Source organism: Nocardia sichangensis, from assembly GCF_047200615.1.
Classification (GTDB): Bacteria; Actinomycetota; Actinomycetes; order Mycobacteriales; family Mycobacteriaceae; genus Nocardia; species Nocardia sichangensis.
Window position 1 is genome coordinate 66,835 of record NZ_JBJZOK010000023.1, and the last position, 18,678, is coordinate 85,512.

The 18,678-nt window shown below is 71.2% G+C and carries 13 protein-coding genes; 10 read left to right on the plus strand and 3 right to left on the minus strand.

Features of this window, described 5'->3' with window-relative positions; translation table 11 throughout:
• Positions 1 to 28: 28 nt before the first annotated feature.
• The gene (locus ACL03I_RS27570) at positions 29 to 1,084 is read right to left on the minus strand and encodes a potassium channel family protein (protein ID WP_355079967.1); all 1,056 of its coding nucleotides are present in this window, start codon (positions 1,082 to 1,084) and stop codon (positions 29 to 31) included.
• A gap of 742 nt (positions 1,085 to 1,826) precedes the next feature.
• On the opposite strand from ACL03I_RS27570, the gene ACL03I_RS27575 reads away from it, so the two are divergent.
• On the plus strand, positions 1,827 to 2,240 hold the full coding sequence (locus ACL03I_RS27575) for a DoxX family protein (protein ID WP_412807301.1): 414 nt from the start codon (positions 1,827 to 1,829) through the stop codon (positions 2,238 to 2,240).
• On the opposite strand, the gene ACL03I_RS27580 is transcribed toward ACL03I_RS27575, so the two are convergent.
• The gene (locus tag ACL03I_RS27580; RefSeq protein ID WP_412807302.1) at positions 2,197 to 6,657 is read right to left on the minus strand and encodes an ATP-dependent helicase; all 4,461 of its coding nucleotides are present in this window, start codon (positions 6,655 to 6,657) and stop codon (positions 2,197 to 2,199) included. The genes ACL03I_RS27575 and ACL03I_RS27580 overlap by 44 nt on opposite strands.
• A gap of 43 nt (positions 6,658 to 6,700) precedes the next feature.
• Complete coding sequence (locus ACL03I_RS27585; RefSeq protein WP_412807303.1) at positions 6,701 to 10,132, minus strand: ATP-dependent helicase; 3,432 nt, start codon at positions 10,130 to 10,132, stop codon at positions 6,701 to 6,703.
• Between the two features lie 72 nt (positions 10,133 to 10,204).
• Between ACL03I_RS27585 and ACL03I_RS27590 the strand changes: the two genes are divergently transcribed.
• The 9 genes from ACL03I_RS27590 (at position 10,205) to mtnC (ending at position 18,067) form a co-directional block, all read left to right on the plus strand.
• Positions 10,205 to 10,981, plus strand: coding sequence for an alpha/beta hydrolase (locus ACL03I_RS27590; protein WP_412807304.1), 777 nt, complete (start codon positions 10,205 to 10,207; stop codon positions 10,979 to 10,981).
• 4 nt (positions 10,982 to 10,985) lie between these two features.
• On the plus strand, positions 10,986 to 11,297 hold the full coding sequence (locus ACL03I_RS27595) for an MGMT family protein (RefSeq protein WP_355079720.1): 312 nt from the start codon (positions 10,986 to 10,988) through the stop codon (positions 11,295 to 11,297).
• Positions 11,298 to 11,351: 54 nt separating this feature from the next.
• Positions 11,352 to 12,107, plus strand: a complete 756-nt coding sequence (locus tag ACL03I_RS27600) for a VOC family protein (RefSeq protein ID WP_355079722.1) — start codon at positions 11,352 to 11,354, stop codon at positions 12,105 to 12,107.
• Positions 12,108 to 12,189: 82 nt separating this feature from the next.
• Positions 12,190 to 13,929, plus strand: a complete 1,740-nt coding sequence (locus ACL03I_RS27605; RefSeq protein WP_412807305.1) for an NTP transferase domain-containing protein — start codon at positions 12,190 to 12,192, stop codon at positions 13,927 to 13,929.
• A gap of 473 nt (positions 13,930 to 14,402) precedes the next feature.
• Complete coding sequence (locus tag ACL03I_RS27610; RefSeq protein WP_355079726.1) at positions 14,403 to 14,573, plus strand: hypothetical protein; 171 nt, start codon at positions 14,403 to 14,405, stop codon at positions 14,571 to 14,573.
• Positions 14,574 to 14,741: 168 nt separating this feature from the next.
• Positions 14,742 to 15,083, plus strand: a complete 342-nt coding sequence (locus ACL03I_RS27615; RefSeq protein WP_412807306.1) for a DUF1330 domain-containing protein — start codon at positions 14,742 to 14,744, stop codon at positions 15,081 to 15,083.
• Between the two features lie 76 nt (positions 15,084 to 15,159).
• Complete coding sequence (mtnA, locus tag ACL03I_RS27620) at positions 15,160 to 16,806, plus strand: S-methyl-5-thioribose-1-phosphate isomerase (RefSeq protein ID WP_412807307.1); 1,647 nt, start codon at positions 15,160 to 15,162, stop codon at positions 16,804 to 16,806.
• Complete coding sequence (locus ACL03I_RS27625) at positions 16,803 to 17,378, plus strand: 1,2-dihydroxy-3-keto-5-methylthiopentene dioxygenase (RefSeq protein WP_412807308.1); 576 nt, start codon at positions 16,803 to 16,805, stop codon at positions 17,376 to 17,378. The genes mtnA and ACL03I_RS27625 overlap by 4 nt, the downstream gene beginning before the upstream one ends.
• Positions 17,375 to 18,067 carry an acireductone synthase gene (mtnC, locus tag ACL03I_RS27630; protein ID WP_412807309.1) on the plus strand — a complete coding sequence of 231 codons (693 nt, stop codon included), beginning with the start codon at positions 17,375 to 17,377 and terminating at the stop codon, positions 18,065 to 18,067. The genes ACL03I_RS27625 and mtnC overlap by 4 nt, the downstream gene beginning before the upstream one ends.
• Positions 18,068 to 18,678 lie beyond the last annotated feature (611 nt).

Genomic DNA, 18,678 nt, shown 5'->3' on the forward strand with positions numbered 1-18,678 from the left:
GAAGCTGTGCGGCCGGTTCGCGCCGGGGTCACTTGCCCGCTCGACGGATGTACAACAGCTTGTCGCCCGCCTCGACCGCGTCGACTTCCGGCTCGCCCACGCGGTAGAGCACCCCGTTGCGCACCACACCGAGGACGATATCGCTCAGATGCCGTGGCGAGCCGCCGATCTCGGACGGCTCCACCTCGCGTTCGGCGACGGCGAAGCCCTCCTCCGGGGTGAGCAGGTCTTCCATCATCTCCACGACCGTGGGCGTGGTGGTCGCGATGCCGAGCAACCGGCCCGCCGTCTCCGAGGACACCACCACCGAGTTCGCGCCGGACTGGCGGACCAGGTGGGTGTTCTCCGCCTCCCGGATCGAAACCACGATCTTGGCGGCCTTGTTCAGCTCCCGGGCGGTCAGGGTGACCAGCACGGCGGTGTCGTCGCGATTGGTGGCAACCACCACCGAGTCGGCGTGCTGCACACCGGCCAGCCGCAGCACGTCGGACTGGCTCGCCGAGCCGTGCACCGTGACCAGCCCGGCGTTCGCGGCCGCCTCCAAGGCGACCACGTCGGTGTCGACAACGACGATGTCGGCGGGCTGCACCCCGTCGCCGAGCATGGCGTCGATCGCGGTCCGCCCCTTCGTGCCGTATCCGACGACCACGGTGTGATTGCGCACGGTGTGCCTCCATCGCTGAATCTTGAAAGCCTGCCGGGAACGTTCGGTCAGCACGCCCAGCGTGGTTCCGACCAGGACGATCAGGAACAGGATGCGCAGTGGGGTGATGATGACGATGTTCGCCAGCCGCGCCTCGGGCGTCACCGGGTGGATGTCGCCGTATCCGGTGGTCGACAGCGACACCGTCGCGTAATAGAACGCGTCCAGGAACGACAGTTCGTTGCCCGAATTGTCGTGGTACCCGTCGCGTCCGAGGTAGACCACCAGCGCTGCCAGGAACAGCAGCCCCGTCGCGAACAGCACCCGTCTGGTCAGCGAAATCCACGGACTGGTCTGCACTTCCGGGATGCGCAGCAGTCCGACCAGGGCGAAATCGGGCCTGCTGGCCAAGCCCAGGCTGCGCGCTCGGTCACCGAACACCGGGCACACCCGTCGTTTCGTCGCTCGTGTCGGTCATACCCGGTAATCCTTGTCCCTCCGGCACACCGGGGAGCCTACTGTGTTTGTTTTTCCAGCGCCTTCGGCGCTGGGTGTTCGCGGCCCATGCTCGGTCTCGCTTCGCTCGAAAGACGTGGTCGAGGTGAGCTGGGTGCGCTGGCATTCGAACTCGAGATCAATGCGCACGGCTGCAGGCGACCGACCTGCGAGTGGGCCGAATCACGTTATCGCCGTGTACGCGGCGACCGAGTGGACTCGAGACGAACCACGGTCGTCACCTTGCCGACCCTTTCGCTCGGGCCGTGGCCGGCCCGGTCGCGTCAGGTCTCGGTTCCGGGGCTTGTAGGGCTGCCCCGAGCCCACCGGCGCTCGCTGTTCGCCTCGGGAGCGCCGACCATGCCGAGCGCGCCGGACCGCTACGGCAGATTCTTGGGCTTCGCCTCGGAATTGGATGGTCGAGGCGATGCCGTCGGATACGGAGAAGTGGCTCACCCTCGGGCGTCGTGTCCGAGTGATAGCCGCTGGCAACTGCGTCGTGGGCGGGGATGGCCGCTCGAACGCGAGCGAGTCGGTTTCGCGGTCGGGCAGTGGGTGTTCGCGGGCCCTTCGGCCCGTATCCGCGCGGACGACGCTTGCCCGGTTGCGAGGCTCGGAGTACGTCGGGTGGGACCGTCCGGAGCAGCCCGGGGTCGACGCCGAGCAGGGTAGATGTAAGGGTGCCTGCATGGCAGAAAATACGCTGACGTCCGTGTCCGACGGTGGGCGGCGGCCCGCGCTGGCCCTGGCCGCCCTGCTGTTCGGCTCCGGGGTGCTGCATTTCGTCCGGCCGAAGCCCTTCGATTCGATCGTGCCGCGCATCCTGCCCGGACGCGCCCGCGACTACACCTACGCCTCCGGCGCGGCCGAGATCGGTGTCGCCGCCGCCCTCGCGGTCCCGCGCACCCGCGGCTTCGGCGGACGGCTGGCGGCGCTGCTGTTCATCGCGGTGTTCCCGGCCAACGTGCAGTTCGCCGCGGACATGCTCGCCAGCGAGAAGGCGCCGCGGCTGGTGAAGATCGGCTCGGCGCTGCGGCTGCCGCTGCAGATCCCGCTCGTCACTCAGTCGCTGGCGGTGAGCCGGCGGGCGCGGCGTTCCTGATCAGCTCGGCCAGTTCGTCCGGACCGGCCAGGTTCGGGGGCGCGATGGTGCGGCCGGTGCGCACGTAGTGGAATGCGGCGCCGATCCGGGGCAGCATCTCGTGCTCGGGCCGTCCCTCGCGGGCGGCCATCAACCGCGCCCAGGCCAGGCGGTAGACGGCCAGCTGCATGGCGACCGCCGGTTCCTCGGCGGCGCTCGGCTCGGCGCCGGTCTTCCAGTCGACCACGATCCAGCCGCCGCCGGGTTCGGCGAATACCGCGTCCATCCGGCCGCGGATCACGGTGCCCGCGATCGAGGTTTCGAACGGGATCTCGACTTCGATCGGACTGCGATCGACCCAGCGCGAGTTGAGGAACGCCTCCTGCATCGCGCTCAGCTCGGCGTCCAGGCCCGCGTCGGCCGCGCCGCCGTCGGCCGCGCCCGGCAGTTCGTCCAGACCGAGCAGGCGGGTGGAGCCGAACCACCGCTGCACCCAGGCGTGGAACGCGGTACCCCGGCGGGCCAGTGGATTCGGCGGGTAGGGCAATGGACGACGCAGGCGGGCGGCGAGCTTCGCCGGGTCGGCCCGCAGCTCTACCAGGGCGGTCGCCGCGATCTGTCCGGGTAGTTCCACCTCTTCGTCGGCGGCCGCGGCCGCGTGGTGTTCGGCGAGCAAGGCGTCGACGTCGGCGGCCCAGCCTTCCGGATCGGCAGGATCCGGCGCAAGGCGGGCGTCGTGCGGGCGGTACATGTCCTCTGGCGGGGGCGGAGCGAAGCCGGTCGCGGCGAATGCCGGTTCGTCGGCGGACAGATACTCCTCCACCGGGTCCGGCGCCGAACCGAAATAGGGCTCGATATCCGCGTAGGGATCGGCGTATTCGATGGACCCGACCTCGAAGTCCCCCGCGAAATCGTCGGGCGGGTATTCGTCGTCGGGTGGATAGTAGGCCGGTTCATCCGCGAACCCCGGCTCATCAGCGGGACGAGGATTAGGCCGACTCATCCGCGAACCCGGCCCGTCACCGGGCCGGTAGTAGCCCGACTCATCCGCGAACCCCGGCTTGTCAGCGGGCCGGGGAGTAGGTCGATTCATCCGCGAATCCGACTCATCGCCGGGCGAATAGTAAGCCGAATCGCGGGTGAGACTCGGCTCATCGCCGGGCCCGTGGTCGCCCGCCTCATGCTCGAACTCCAGCTCATCGCCGGGCAGGCGAGAAGCCGAATCGCCGGTGAGACTCGGCTCGTCACCCGGCCCGTAGTCGCCCGCCTCATGCTCGAACTCCGGCTCAGCGCCGGGCAGGCCAGAAGCCGAATCGCCAGTGAGACTCGGCTCATCACCCGGCCCGTAGTCGCCCGGTCGGTCCGCGAAACCCGGCTCGTCGACGTCCGGCGCGGACGGCATCTCGGCACGGGCAGACCTGGTTCTGCGGATCGAACCAGTAGCGCCGTGCGGCTTCGAGCCGTGGTGCCCGGTGGCGGCGGGACGGGCGCGCAAATTCGCCAGGGCAGCGCGGACCAGTGCCGCGCCTTGTTCGATGGGCTCGCGGCGGGCGCCGAGGGGGTCGCGCGGCCACTCGGCGGCCGCGGGGTTGTCGGTGAACGGGTTGACGGCGTCGGCGGCGGGCGGGTCGTCCCAGCGGTCGATCGCCAAGACGTCGCACGCCGGGCTGCCGGGGTCCTGGTGCGCGTGCTTCAACTCCAGCAGGAAATCCGAGGGGCCTTTCGGAGTGCTGCCGGTCTCCGCCCAGTAGTGGGCCGAAACCAGCAGCACCCGTTCGGTTCTGGTGAGCGCGACGTAGAACAGGCGCCGTTCCTCATCGATCCGGCGGCGCTCCAGCGCCTCCTTGTGCGCCTTGATCGCGCGGTCGAGGTCCGCGCGGTCGTACAAGTCGGTGAGCTCGAGCACCGGCACGCCCTCGGCCGCGTCGTCCTGCCTGCGGTCACCCCGCAGCGACGTGGGCAACTCGGCGAGCGCGCCCAGCCACGTGCCGGAACCGACTTTGGACGGGAACACGCCCTCCACCACGTGCGGGACCGCGACGATCTCCCATTCCAGGCCTTTCGCCGCGTGCACGGTCAGCACCTGCACCCGGTCCTTGGCGACCTCGACCTCGCCCGGCTCCAGCCCGTTCTCGACCTCTTCCGCGGCGGCGAGGAACGCGAGCAGTCCGCCGAGCGAGGCGCCGGTGTCCGCGGCGTACCCGGCCACCACCTCGGCGAACGCGTCCAGATGCTCACGTCCGGCCCCGGTGCCCGCCATGGCTCGCCGGGTCTGGGTCTCCACACCGACGCCGATGGTGCGCTCGACATCGGCGACCAGTTCCGCCAACGGCTGACCGCTGCGTTCGCGCAACGCGGCCAGTTCCCGTCCCAGCGCCTCGATGCGGGCGAACCCGGCGGGTGAATACCGCTCGGGCGGACCGGGATCGGCGATCGCGTCGGCCAGCCCGGCCTGTTCGGCGGGTTCCGGCGCCACTTCGCGCAGCGCCTCGTCCAGCGCGGCGCCGTCGGCGATCTCGGTATGTCCCTCCGATCCGGGACGCCGGATGGACAGGTCCCTGGCGCGGCGGGCGAGCGCGGCGATGTCGGCGACCCCGACGCGCCAGCGCGCGCCGGTCAGCACACGCATGGCGGCGCTGCCCGCACCCGGTTCGGCGATCAGCCGCAGGGTGGCGACGACGTCGGCGACCTCCGGTGTGGCGAGCAAGCCGCCGAGTCCGACGATCTCCACGGGAAGACCTTGTGCGCGAAGCGCTTCCGCGAGCGGCGCGGCATCGGCATTGCGGCGCACCAGTACGGCGGACGTGGGCGGCTGCTGTTGGGCCGCGTGCCGGGCAGCCCACTCCGCGGCGATTCGCCCGGCCACCCACTCCCGTTCGTCGGCGACGGTGTCGGTCAGCGCCAGCGCCACCACACCCGGCCCGGCGTCGGGCTTGGCGCGCAAGGCATCGACCGTCACCCCGCCGCTCTCGGACGCCTTGCGCCGCAACGGTTCCGCGACCAGATTCGCCAGTGCCAGCGCTTCCGGCGGATTGCGCCAGCTGGTCAGCAAGGACAGCGTCGGGGCGGGCACGCCCGGCGCGCTGGGGAAGTCGGTGGCGAACCGGGGCAGGTTCGCCGCTGAAGCGCCACGCCAGCCGTAGATGGATTGCATCGGGTCGCCGACGGCGGTCACGGCTAGTCGCTGCGTTTCGTGCCGGCGCGAAGGTTGGTCCGCACGCCTCGCCACGGCGCGCGGGTCGTGTGCGCCGGCGAACCGCGGTTGTCCTTCGACGTCGTTCGCGTCGACGCCCGGCGACCGCGTGCTCTGCGCGGGGTGAGCAGGAAGCGCGTCGGTGGTCGATGACGACCCGGACCCGGTTTCCGGCAGTGTGTCCGAACTTGCCACGACGCTCTCCCGCACACCGGGCAGCGCCGCCCTCTGCGCAACTGTGTGAACGCCCGCGGGTGACGAAGCATCGTCGCCGCGACGATCGCCCGGAGGAATGTCGGGCGGAGTCGCTGGCTGCGGTGTCCGCTCCTCCGGCGCGCCGCCGAACAAGGCGGCGAGCAGGACCCGCTGGGCGTGGCCGGTGTCCTGGTACTCGTCGAGCAGGACCAAGCGGAAACGGGCGCGTTCGGCGGCGGCGACCTCGGGGTGCTCGGCCGCCAACCGTGCGGCGAGGGACATCTGCGCGCCGAAGTCCAGTGCGCCCCGTCGGCGCAATGCCTCGGCGAGCTCGTGCACCAGCGGTAGCAGCGCTACCCGTTCCCGCTGCACTTGCACGATGTTCAGCAGGGTCTGGCTCGGGCCGCCCCGCTGCCGCGGGCCCGGGGGCAGCGTGTATACCAGCTTCGCCAGTTCGGTGTGCGCCTCGGCCAGTTCCTCCGGCTCGACCAGGTGCTCGGCCAGCTGCCCGGACAGCGCGAGCACCGCCTCGGTGACCGACACCGGGGTGCGATCGGTCTCCAGATCGCCGTCCCAGGTGTGCACCACCTGGTGGGCGAGCTGCCAGAGCTGGGTCGCGGTCAGCAGGGTCGCCGACGGTTCCACCGGCAGCAGCAGGCCGTGTTCGGTGAGCAACCTGCCCGCGTACGAGTGGTAGGTGCTGATCTCCGGTTCCGCGCCGGTCAGCTGGGCGCGCAGGCGGCCGCTCGGGTCCAGTTCGCGCAGCAGCGGCGCACCCGCGAGCCGGGCCAGCCTGGTCCGGATCCTGGCGGTCAGCTGTTGGGCGGCTTTGCGTGTGAAGGTCAGCCCGAGCACTTCGTCCGGCAGCACGAGCCCGTTGGCGACCATCCACACCACCCGGGCGGCCATCGTCTCGGTCTTGCCCGCGCCCGCGCCGGCGACCACGAGGGTGGGGCCCGGCGGCGCCGCGATCACGGCGGCCTGTTCGTCGGTCGGCGGCGGCAGGCCGAGCGCCTGCGCCAGCTGGTGCGGCGTCACCCCGCCCGTCACGGCGGCGCCCCGGCGACCGGGCGCGGCGGGACCGAGAGCGCGCTCACTCGTCGGTCACCTGCCTCCCGCTGTCCTGCACGGGGCAGCTGCCCGCGACCGCGCAGTGGCGGCATCCGTCGTTGCGCATGGCGAGGTAGCTGGGGCCCTGAGTGGACGACGCGGCCTGGTGGATCGTGTCGCGCCAGTGCTCGAGCGCCTCGGCGTCCAGCGGAGGCTGCATGCGCTGAGTGGCGCCCTCCGCCTTGCTCGGCTTGGCGACGTACACCAATCGCGCCCCGCCGGGTTCGCCCGCCGAGCCGATCGCGGGTTCCGGCTCGGCCGAACCGGATACCTCCGGTGCGTCGAGAGCGCCTGCGGCGGCCGCTACCTGGTAAGTCGCCAGCTGCGCGTGATCGACGGCGGCCTGCTTGGTGACCGGCGACTTGCCGGTCTTCACGTCGACGATGACGAAACGGCCTTGCGCGTCTCGCTCCAGCCGGTCGACGCGGCCCCGGATCCGTACGGCGCGTTCGTCTTCCGTGCGCGCGGGCAGCACGCAGTCCACCGGCACCTCGACTCCGGCCTGGGTGAGTTCGCCGCGCGTGTTGCGCACCCAGGCCGAGAAGGTCTCCAGCATCGCCTCGGTGCGGCGCAATTCCTGCCGGGAATGCCAGCCGGTCCCCGGATCCACCGCCCGCCAGGCGCGATCCAACGCGGCGCGCACCTGTTCCTCGGGTACTTTGCCCGCCAGCGCCTGCACGAGCGTGTGCACCAGATTGCCCTTGACGGCGTGCGGGTTGTCGCCGTCGGTACCGCCGTTGCGTTCCAGCGCCCAGCGCAGCGGGCAGGTGCGCAGCAATTCGACGGTGGAGGGCGACAGCGCGACCGCGCCGTCGTCCTCGGTCCACAGCGGTCGCCGCGAGCTGAGTTCGGTGGTGCCGTACCAGTCGTCGGGGTGGGTTCCCCGGACGCCCGCGTCGGCCAGCCGTGCGAGCTGGTGCGCGGCGCGGCGCCTGCGTTCCGGGTCGGCCTCCGGATCGCAGACCACGCCGCGCAATTCGGCGACCAGCGAATGCATCACCAGGGCGCGGCCGGGGTCGGCCACCGGGAGCGCACCGGGCTCGCCGTCGTCGTCGTGTCCGAGCAGTTCGGCGAGAAAGCGCGACGGCACCAGATCGCGTTCGCCCGCCACCGATTCCACCGCGGTGACCAGCAGCGACCGCCGGGCCCGGCTGCACGCGACGAGCAGCAACCTGCGCTCCTCGGCGAGGATCGGCGCCGCACGGCTCACCCGCTCCCCCGCATCGGACACCCCGGCGGTGAGATCGACCAGGTCCTCGGTGTGCAGGAGGGTGCCGCGAGTGCGTGGGTCGGGCCAAATCCCTTCCTGGACGGCGGCGACGGCGACCACATCCCATTCCCGCCCCGCGGCGGCGTGCGCGCTCAGCAGCGCCACCGCTTCGCCCGGCAGCGTGCGCGGCGCCGCGTCCTGCGGAATCTCCTGCTGCGTCAGGTATTCGACGAACCCTTCGATGCTCGCGCGCGGCAACCGGTCGACATAGGCGGCGGCCGCGTCGAACAACGCGACCGCCGCGTCCAGATCACGATCGGCCTGCATGCCGACCGCGCCGCCGCGCTCGGACTGCGCCACCCAGCGCCGTTCCAGCCGAGAACCGGTCCACAGCGCCCACAGCACGTCCTCCAGGCCCGCGCCGCGCCCGCGCACCTTGCGCGCCCGGCGCAGCGCGTCCAGCACCCGGCGCAGCGGCGCGGCCTCGACCTCGGTGAGCCGGTCCATGATGGCCGGATCGCCGGTCCCGATCAGCAGATCGCGCAACATCAGTGCGGAGGGGCGGTCGATGTCCGAGTCGCGGTCGGGCGGCGAATCGTCGCCCGCTTCCGATGTTTTCGCCCCCGCGCGCACCGATTCCAGCACCGCGCGCCGGATGCCGCGGCGCAACCGGCGCAAGGCGATCTGGTCCGCGCCGCCGAGCGGCCCGGACAGCAGATCGAGGGCGTCCTCCGGCTCGAACGCCGGTTCCGCGCCCCGTTGCGCCTGCTCCCCCGCCAGGACCGCGCGCAGCGAGAGCAGCATCCAGGCCGCGCCGCGCCTGCGCGCCAGCGGCGTGTCCAGCGCGGGCTGCCGCACCGGCACGCCCGCGGCGAGGAGGGCGCGGCGCAGCGGCGCCAGCGACAGCGGCACCGAACGGACGATCACCGCCATCCGCGACCACGGCACCCCGCCGGTGAGATGCGCGCGGCGCAAGTGGTCGGCGATGAGCGCGGCCTCTTTCGCCGGCGTGGCCAGCACGCGCACGCGCACCTCGGTGCCGTCCTCCCGCGGGCCGGTGTCTTCCGGCACGGGGATGCGCTGCGGCGCACTACCCGGCAGGCGTGCGGCGATCCGGGCGACCGCCAGCTCCACCTGACCGCTGAACCGATGGTTGTCGCGCAACACGACTCGCCGCTCGGGTGGCACGTCGAGTTCCGCGACGAATCGCGCGTCGGCGCCGCGGAAGGCGAACACGGCTTGGTCGGGATCGCCCGCGACCACCGTGGTCCTGGCGCTGTGCCCGATCGCTCGCACCAGGATCGCCGCCTGCGGGTCCAGGTGCTGCGCGTCGTCTACCAGCAGGTATCGGATCCTGGCGCGTTCGGCGGCAAGCAGATTCGGGTCGGCGGCCAGGGCGTCCAGCGCCGCGCCGACGAGTTCGGCGGCGTCCAGCGCGGGCGCGGTCGCCTCCGGCGCATCGACGCCCACCGACCAGCGCAGCAGCATCGTCTGCTCGTAGCGGAGGGCGAACCTGCCCGCCGCCACCCATTCGGGCTTGGCGTGCTCGCGGCCGAGGCGCACCAGGTCCTCCGGCCCGATGCCGCGTTCGGTGGCCCGGAGCATGAGATCGCGCAACTGTTCGGCGAACCCGCCGAGCGCGAGGGCGGGCCGCAGTCGCTCCGGCCACAATCCGTGCGCGCCCTCGGCCATGTCCGCCAGATCGCCGCGCAGCATCTCGCGCACCACGGCGTCCTGTTCGGCTCCGGTCAGCAGACGCGGCGGCGGGTTGCCGTGCGCCATCGCGTGCCTGCGCAGCACGGAGAAGGCGTACGAGTGCAGGGTGCGCACCAAGGGTTCTCGTGTGGCGCCGGGCACACCGCCCTCCGCGCCGGGGCCCGGGCCGCTCAGCCGCGTGGTGATGGCGTCTCGTACAGCGCCCGCGGCCTGTTTCGAATGGGTCAGTACCAGCACCGATTCCGGGTCGGCTCCGGCCGCGATGCGCCCGGCGGCGAGGTCGACCAGCAGGGCGGTCTTACCCGTGCCCGGGCCGCCGAGCACCTGCCAGGGCCGCCATCCCGGGCGCGCGGGACCGGCCTCCGCCGCGGCGTCCAGCAGCGCGCGGACATCGGCGCCCCAGTCTCGCGGCCGGGGCGCCACCACGTTCCGGCGAACCAGTCGCACCGCGCCATCCGATCGCACCACGCGGGCTATTGCAACAGACACGACCGACACGCCGGTACACGCCTCCGCCCGACCGGCGCTGCGGCCGATCACGGCGCAGGTCAGAATGGACCGGTGTCTGTTCTGAATGTCCACCGGTTCGGTCCGACGACGGGACCGGTGGTGCTCGCCCTGCACGGTGTGACCGGTCACGGCAAACGCTGGGAAGATCTGGCGACCCGGCATCTGCCCGACGTACGGGTGCTCGCACCGGATCTGCGCGGGCACGGCCGCTCGACCTCGCTGCCGCCGTGGAACTTCGAGACCATCGTCGAGGACCTGGTCGAGTTGGTCGCCGCCGAGGCGGACGGCCCGGTGGTGGTTGTCGCGCACTCCTTCGGCGGCGCGTGCGCGCTGCACCTGGCCCATCGGCATCCCGAACTGGTGCGCAAACTGGTGCTGCTCGATCCGGCGATCGCGCTGGAGCCGGAATGGCTCAACGAGATCGCGCTGTCCACCCTGGTCTCGGCCGACTACGACAGCGTCGACCACGCGCGCCAGGACAAACTCGACACCGGCTGGGGCGATGTGGAGCCGCGATTGCTGGAAGCCGAACTCGACGAACACCTGATGCCCACCGCCGACGGGCGCTTCGGCTGGCGGATGAGCCTGCCAGCGATCAACTCCTACTGGGGCCAGCTGGCCCGCCACTGGGTGCTTCCGCCCGCCGACCTGCCGACCGTGCTGGTGCAGGCGATGAAGGTGCACCCGCCGTTCGTCACGCCGGAATTCCGCGCGGCGCTCACCGAGCACATGGGCGCGGGCCTGACCGTGCTCGAATGGAACTGCGATCACATGGTCGCCCAGGCGTATCCGGCCCAGACCGGCGAACTCGTGCGCTCGGTGCTCTGAGCCGATGCCGACCACCGACGCCCAGATCGAGCAGGTGCGCGCGCTGGTGGCGGCGGTTCCGCCCGGCCGGGTGGTCACCTACGGCGACATCGCGGCGGCCGCCGGTTTGTCGACGCCGCGCACGGTGGGCTGGATCATGCGCACCGACTCGGCCGATCTGCCCTGGCATCGGGTGCTCGGCGCGAGCGGCCGTCCCGCCGCCCACCTGGCTCATCGCCAGCTGCGCCTGCTGGCCGAAGAGGGCGTGCCGATCCGGGACGGACGCGTCGACCTGCGCGCCGCACGCTTCCCGCTGCCCGATCTCCCCGGCGACTGAGCGCCGCTTTCCGAAATTCCTCCGTGCCGGAATGGCGGCCAGTACCGTTGATCCATGCCCACCCGCCTGGCATGTGTCGTGTTCGACGCCGACCGGCCCCGCTCGGTCGCGGATTTCTGGGCCGAACTGCTGGGCTGGAGTGTCACCCTCGACCGCCGCGACGAGGTGAACGTGGCGGCTCCCGACGCCGACGGCGGCGACTTGGCGCTCACCTTCCTGCCCGCGATGCGGGCCAAGGTCGGCAAGAATCGCCTGCACCTCGATCTGGCCACCCGCTCGCTGGACCACCAGCGCACCCAGGTGGACCGGGCGCTGGCCTTGGGTGCGCGCTCGATCAACATCGGGCAGGGCGCGGTGCCGTGGGCGGTGCTCGCCGATCCGGAGGGCAACGAGTTCTGCGTGCTCGAACCGAGGGAGGAGTACGTGGACACCGGAGCCGTCGCGGCGGTCGTGGTCGACACGCGCGATCCGCAGCGCTTGGCCGAATTCTGGTCGACCGCCACCGGCTGGCCGTCCATGCGGCGCGGCGAGCGGCTGGCCGGATTGCGCGCACCGACCGGACTGGGCTCCTGGCTGGAGTTCGTGCGCACGCCCGACGCGGGGTCGGGCCGGACCAGACTGCGCCTGGATCTCACCTCGTTCCCGGCCGACGACCGGGCCGCCGAGGTGGCCCGGCTGCACGCGGCGGGCGCCACCTCCATCGACCGCGGCGCCCCGGCTCCCGACCGCGATACCGACCTCGTGCTCGCCGACCCGGAGCTCAACGAGTTCCGGCTGCTGCCACCGGCCCGCTTCTGGTCGAACGCCTGATCGACGCCGTCCGCTCCCCGGCTTCCCCGCGCTGACGAATTAGCATGGCGGCCATGGTGTACCTGAGTCCGGGTCGTGGCGTGTGACGGCCGTCGACGCGATCGTGCTCGCGGGCGGCCGGGCCAGCCGGATGGGCGGCGTGGACAAACCGGCCATCGTCATCGGCGGCCGTTCCATGCTCGAAGTGGCGCTCGCCGCCGTCGCCTCGTGCGCGCGGACGGTGGTGGTCGGACCGCACCGCCCCGAGTTGGCGCCGGAGATCACGCAGGTTCGCGAGGTGCCGCCCGGATCGGGTCCGGTGGCGGCGATCGACACGGGGCTGCGGGCCCTCGGCTCCGCCGCCCCGCTGGTCGTGGTGCTTGCCGCCGACCTTCCGTTCCTGTCGCCGTCGGCGATCGCCGAACTCATCCGGCACGCCACCGAATCGGGAGCGGACGCGGTGTTCGCGGCCGACGAGTCGGGTCGGCCGCAATACCTGATCGGGGTGTGGCGGCGTTCCGCGCTGGCGGCCGCACTGGACGAGCTCGACGCGCTGATCAATCAGCCGATGAAGGCGCTGGTGCCCGCAGCCGCCGGGATCATCCCGCTCTCCGGCGTCGGCGACTGCGACACCGAAGAGGAGGTGCGACAGGCCAGAGCGGCGGTGGACGCGCCACGACAGCAACCGCCGCTCGAGCTCGGCGACGCGCGAAACCTGCTGCACACCAGACTTTCCCGGCTTACCGCGTACGAAGCCGACCTGTGTTCGGTGATCGGGGCCGCGCTCGCGGGCCCGCTGACGGCCGCCGGGCCGCTGCCTCGCTTCGACGTCTCGGCGATGGACGGTTACGCGGTGGCGGGCGACGGGCCGTGGCGCCTGCGCCGCGACGTCGGCTTCGCGGGCGGACGGCGTCCGGTGGGGCTGCTGCCGGGCGAGGCGGTGCGCATCGCCACGGGCGCGCACGTCCCCGACGGCACCACGGGCGTGCTGCGCGACGAGTTCGTGCACGTCGTCGACGAAACGCTGTACCGCCTGCCGGACACCCCGCTGCGCGACGACATCCGCCGCCGCGGCGAGGACCGGGCGGCCGGTGATCCGGTCGCGCCGGAGGGGGCGCCGGTCACCGCGGCGCTGGTCTCCGCGGCCGCGAGCGTCGAGGTCACCGCCGCGCCGGTGCGCGGCCCGGTCCGCGCGCACGTCGTCATGACCGGTGACGAGATCCGCAGCGAAGGTCCGCTACAGGCGGGGCAGACGCGCGATTCGATCGGCCCGATCCTGCCGGAACTGCTGGCCAGGTACGGCATTCGCACCACCGATCGGGTGCACCTGCGCGACACTCCGCACGGATTCGACGAGGTCATGACCGTCGCGCCGGATCGCGACCTGCTGGTGATCGTCGGCGCGACCGGCGGCGGGGCGGCCGACCAGCTCCGTGCCGCCCTGACCCGCGCCGGAGCCGAGATCGTGGTGCCGCGGCTGCGGCTGCGGCCGGGCGGTTCCACCGTCGTCGCCCGGCTCACCTCCGGCACCACGGTGCTCGGCCTGCCGGGCAACCCGTTCGCCGCCGTCGCGACGCTCATGGCGCTGGCACCCGCGATCGTCGAGGGCCGCACCGGCGCGCTCCCCGCCCGCCCGCTGCGCGGGCCGCTGCACAACGCCGCCGAGATCGCCGGACAGGTGACGCGCATCGTTCCGGCTCGCGCCGCCGAGGAAGGCGGATGGATCGGCGACCCGGTTGTCCGGACGGCACATCTGGGCGGCCTGATCGACCGCGACGGCCTGGTGGTCGTCCCGTCCGATGCCGAGGACGGCGCGATCGTCGAATTCCTGCCGCTGCGCTGAACCCTTCGGCCTGCGGGGCGCGTCGTGGACCGAACGAAATCGGTTGCGGGCCTTGGCCTCAGCGAGATCGAGTGAGCGCGGAATACGACGGTGCGCCAATGCTCGGCCGACGTCTATCCGAAGTCTCTGCGGCGCAGCGGGTTTCGTTGTCACGGGAACGTGCACGCGCACTCCTTTGCGGCAGCGGAGTCGAATGCGATATACGTCGGCAGAGCGATCCACGAGGAAAATAAAACGAATGCCTGACCGCCGTTTTCATACGGCCCACCTCGCCTCGACCCGGCCGGAAGAAAAAGTCGAACTGAACTGGATTCATTACTGAATACAGCGATCAATAGCGCTCCTACCAGCGGAAACACAACAACCGAGCCGCTCGGAGCCATATTTTTCATTTCCTCTTCCACAGGCCATTCCCGCTCGCTATCGTGTGTTCGTTAGGCGAATATCAATCCCCCGGAAAGGACCGAGTGGAGATGGCTGAAAAGTCGAAGAAAACGCCTAAGAAAATGCCGAAGCAGATGCCGAGGCAGCAGCAGCAACAGCGCCAAGAGCAGGACATCCGTGAAGGCGCTGACATGGAAGGCCGTCGGGGCAACCGTTCCGAGATGCCCGACCGGCGCGGCGAGCAGGAGCGCCGCCGCTAGCTGATCTGCGCCCCCCGCGCCGCCGGCCCCACCTCCTCCCGGGACCGGCGGCTGCGGTCGGTTTCAGGCCCTGTGCTTACCCCGGAGGTAATTGCCACCCCGTGCGAGGCGGACCTACCGTCGGTTCGACGCCATCTCCGGCGTCGTCGAACGAAGGAACCACACGCCATGTCCGCCTATGGCTTCGCCCATCTCCGCAGTCGCAGGCCGCATCCCGACATCCTCGAATACCTGGAGCGCATCCAGGCCACCTTGGACCCGTTCGGCGGCCGCTTCGTCATCCACGGGCCCCCTGCCGAGGTCGTGGAAGGCGACTGGCCCGGCAGCATGGTGCTGATCGAGTTCCCCGGGATGACCGAGGCGCGGGAGTGGTACCACTCGCCCGCTTATCAGGAGATCCTGCCGCTGCGCGCCGATCACATCGACGGCGACCTGCTGCTCATTGAGGGCGTCGGCCCCGACTACGACCCGCGCGAACGCGCCGCCGAACTGCGCGCCGGGGCGGCCTGACGCGATTTCGGCTCGCCGTCCGGCGTCCGATACCGTTGACCAGGCACGACCCGGTTCGACGCGAAGGATGCGCCTGATGGACGACAGCTCACTGGTCTGGGACGACGGCGCGCTCGTCACCATCGACCAGCGCGGACTGCCGCACGAGGTGCGTGAGCTGCGGCTGAGCACCGTCGACCAGGTCATCGACGCGATCAGGACGCTGGCCATTCGCGGCGCGCCCGCCATCGGCATCGCGGGCGCGTTCGGCGTCGTCATCGCCACCGCCGCGCACACCGTAGGCGGCGTGGTGGACGAGACCGCGGCGCAGGCCGAAGCGGACCGGATCGCGGCGGCCCGGCCGACGGCGGTCAATCTGGCCTGGGCGGTGCGGCGGGTCCGGGCGAAGGTGGGCCGGGGCGCCGATGCGGTCCTCGCCGAGACCCTCGACATGCTGGCCGAAGACGGCCGGGTCAACCGGGCCGCCGCCACCAACGCCGCCGACCTGGTGCAGCGCCTGTGTCCGGACCGGCCGCTGCGCGTGCTCACCCATTGCAACACCGGACGGCTCGCGACCAGCGCGTTCGGCACCGCCATCGGCACGCTGCGGGTGTTGTCCGAGCGCGGCGCCATCGAGCAGGTGCTGGTGGACGAGACCCGCCCGCTGCTGCAAGGCGCCCGCCTGACCACGTGGGAACTGGCCGAGGCGGGCATCCCGCACCGGCTGACCATCGATTCCGCCGCCGCCTGGGCGATGGCGACCGGACAGGTCGACTGCGTGCTGGTCGGCGCCGACCGGGTCACCGCCAACGGCGACGTCGCCAACAAGATCGGCACCTACGGTCTCGCGCTCGCCGCCCGCCACCACGGCATCCCGTTCGTCGTGGTGGCCCCGGAGTCGACCCGCGACCTCTCGATGGCCACCGGCCGGGAGATCGTCGTGGAGGAACGCGCGGCGGCCGAGGTGACCGGATTCGGCGGTGTGGCAACGGCTCCCGCGCACACCGAGGTCTTCAACCCGGCCTTCGACGTCACGCCCGCCGATTTGGTGACCGCGGTGGTCACCGAAGAGGGTGTGGTGCACCGGTCCGATCGGTCGCCCGGCGCGGAAATCGCGGACCTCGCCCGCGAGCTGTACCGGCGCGGCTGGATGCCGGGTACGGCGGGCAATATCTCCGTGCGCACCGGCGCGACCGCCGTGGTCACCGGGAGCGGGCTGTCCAAAGGGGAGCTCACCGAGCGCGACATGGTCACCGTGCGCGTCGCGGACTCCGCGCCCGTGACCGATCAGGGGCGCAAACCCTCCGCGGAGACGACGATCCACACCGCCGTCTACCGGGCCCGTCCGGCGCAAGCGGTCGTGCACATCCATCCGCCGTTCGCCACGGCACTGGCCACCCGCTCGGCGACGCCGGGAATGCTCGGCACGCTGCGGATCACCGACTACGAGTTGATCAAGGGACTCGGTGGCGGCGATCCGGCCGTCGCGGACATCCCGGTCTTCCCGAACTGGCCCGAGGTGCCGCGCATCGGGGCCGACATCGAGCGCTATCTCCTCGACCACCCCGACGCGCTTCCGGTCCTGATCATTGCCGGGCACGGGATCACCGCGTGGGGCGATGATCTCGCCCAGGCGCGCGATCGCGCCGAATGCCTGGAAGCATTGTGTGAGCTGGTGTGCCGCACCGGTAGTCCGGCGGCGTTCGGCCCGCGCGACGATTTTCTCGAGATTGGACTGACATGACCCTGCTGCAGGTGATGGCCGCCGACAACGCGGCCGACGTGCGCGTACGCACCAGCGACGACGAGATGATCGGCACCGAACTCGCCAGGCACGGCATCACGTTCGGCCGCTGGCCGGTGGTGGAGAACGCCGCGTCGGTGCCGTCGGAGGAGTTGCTCGCGCACTACGAGACGAACGTCGCCGAACTGAACGAGACCGGGCGCTACAAGCACATCGACATCGCCCGCATCCACCCCGACGACGCCGACCCGCAGTGGCCGGAGATCGCCAAGGGCGCCCGAGGGAAGTTCCTCGACGAGCACCGCCACGCCGAAGACGAGGTGCGCTTCTTCGCCGCCGGGCGCGGTTGCTTCTACCTGCACCTGGGCGAGGAAGTTCTCGCGGTGGTCTGCGAGGGCGGCGATCTGCTCTCGGTTCCGGCGGGCACGCTGCACTGGTTCGACATGGGCGAACGCCCCGACTTCATCGCCATCCGCTTCTTCGAGGAGGAGGACGGCTGGGTCGGCGACTTCACCGGCGACAAGATCAGCGCGGGCTTCCCCAGCCTCGACGAGCTGCTCACCGCGCCGTGATCGACGCCGTCGTCGTCGACATCGAGGGCACCACCAGCCCCACCGCCGCGGTTCGCGAAGACCTGTACGGCTACACCCGCGAACGGCTTCCGGAGTGGCTGGCCGAGAACAGCTCCGCGGCCGCGGCGCCCGTGCTGGCCGCGACCAGGCAGCTGGCCGGGCGGCCGGACGCGGATCCGGCCGAAGTCGCCGCGATCCTGCGCGGGTGGCTCGACACCGACGTCAAGGCCGAGCCTTTGAAGACCGCGCAGGGTGTGATCTGCGCGGAGGGTTTCCGCAGCGGCGCACTGCACGGCGAATTCTTCCCCGACGTGCCACCGGCCCTGGCCGCGTGGCACGCCGCGGGTCTCGCGCTGTACGTCTACTCCTCGGGATCGATTCGCAATCAGCAGGATTGGTTCGCCTTCGCGCATGGAGGCAGTCTGTCCGGCCTGATCAGCGGGTACTTCGATCTGTCGACGGCGGGCGGAAAACGCGAGGCGTCCTCCTACGACAAGATCGCGGGCGCCATCGGCGCCCCTGCCGAACGCATCTTGTTCCTGTCCGATCACCCGGACGAACTCGACGCCGCCGTCGCCGCTGGGTGGCGAGTGGTCGGGCTGGCCCGACCCGGCGAACCCAATCCACCTCGGCCGCCACACCACTGGGTCGACACGTTCGCCGACATCAACCCCGCCGACCAGGTCTGATCGCGCAGATAACCTCCTCGGAACCACGATCACTTTCGGCCGGATCGACCGAGCCGCGCGTCGGTCCGTATGCCGATGTCGTTTCCGTCCACCGTGGGGCCGTGTTGCGCGAGGACGGCGTACCGCGAGTCGGCAGCCGTTCCACCACCGCACGGCCCCTCCGTCGTCCACCGCCGGTTGAGCGACAGTGTCATCCGGCGGGTGGTAGCCAGACTGGCGACGCCACCCGGACCCGATCGAGGCGACGGCGGATCGGGCGGAGCCTGGAGCACAGTGCAATTGATCGACGTCGAGCGAATTCACAGCGAATTGTGATTACGCTTACAATACGTTGCCACCGAGCCGCGAGCGAAACTCGCCGGAACACTGGAAAAATGCCCCACTGAAGATCGATCCAATGTGTTAACAAATGTAAAGCACTGGAGAACCCGCCGTTTCCAAAGCATCACCGACATGCGTGCGGGCGGCCTCCTCGGATCCGATTTTGTCCAGTTCAGAGCCGTTTGCCCCTGGTCGGCCCAGCGGATGCCGCCCGATAGCACCGCGCTACCGTGACCGTGAGGTTGCGCCGGTCTCACAACTCACCACCCTTCCGAATGGGCTGTGAGAAA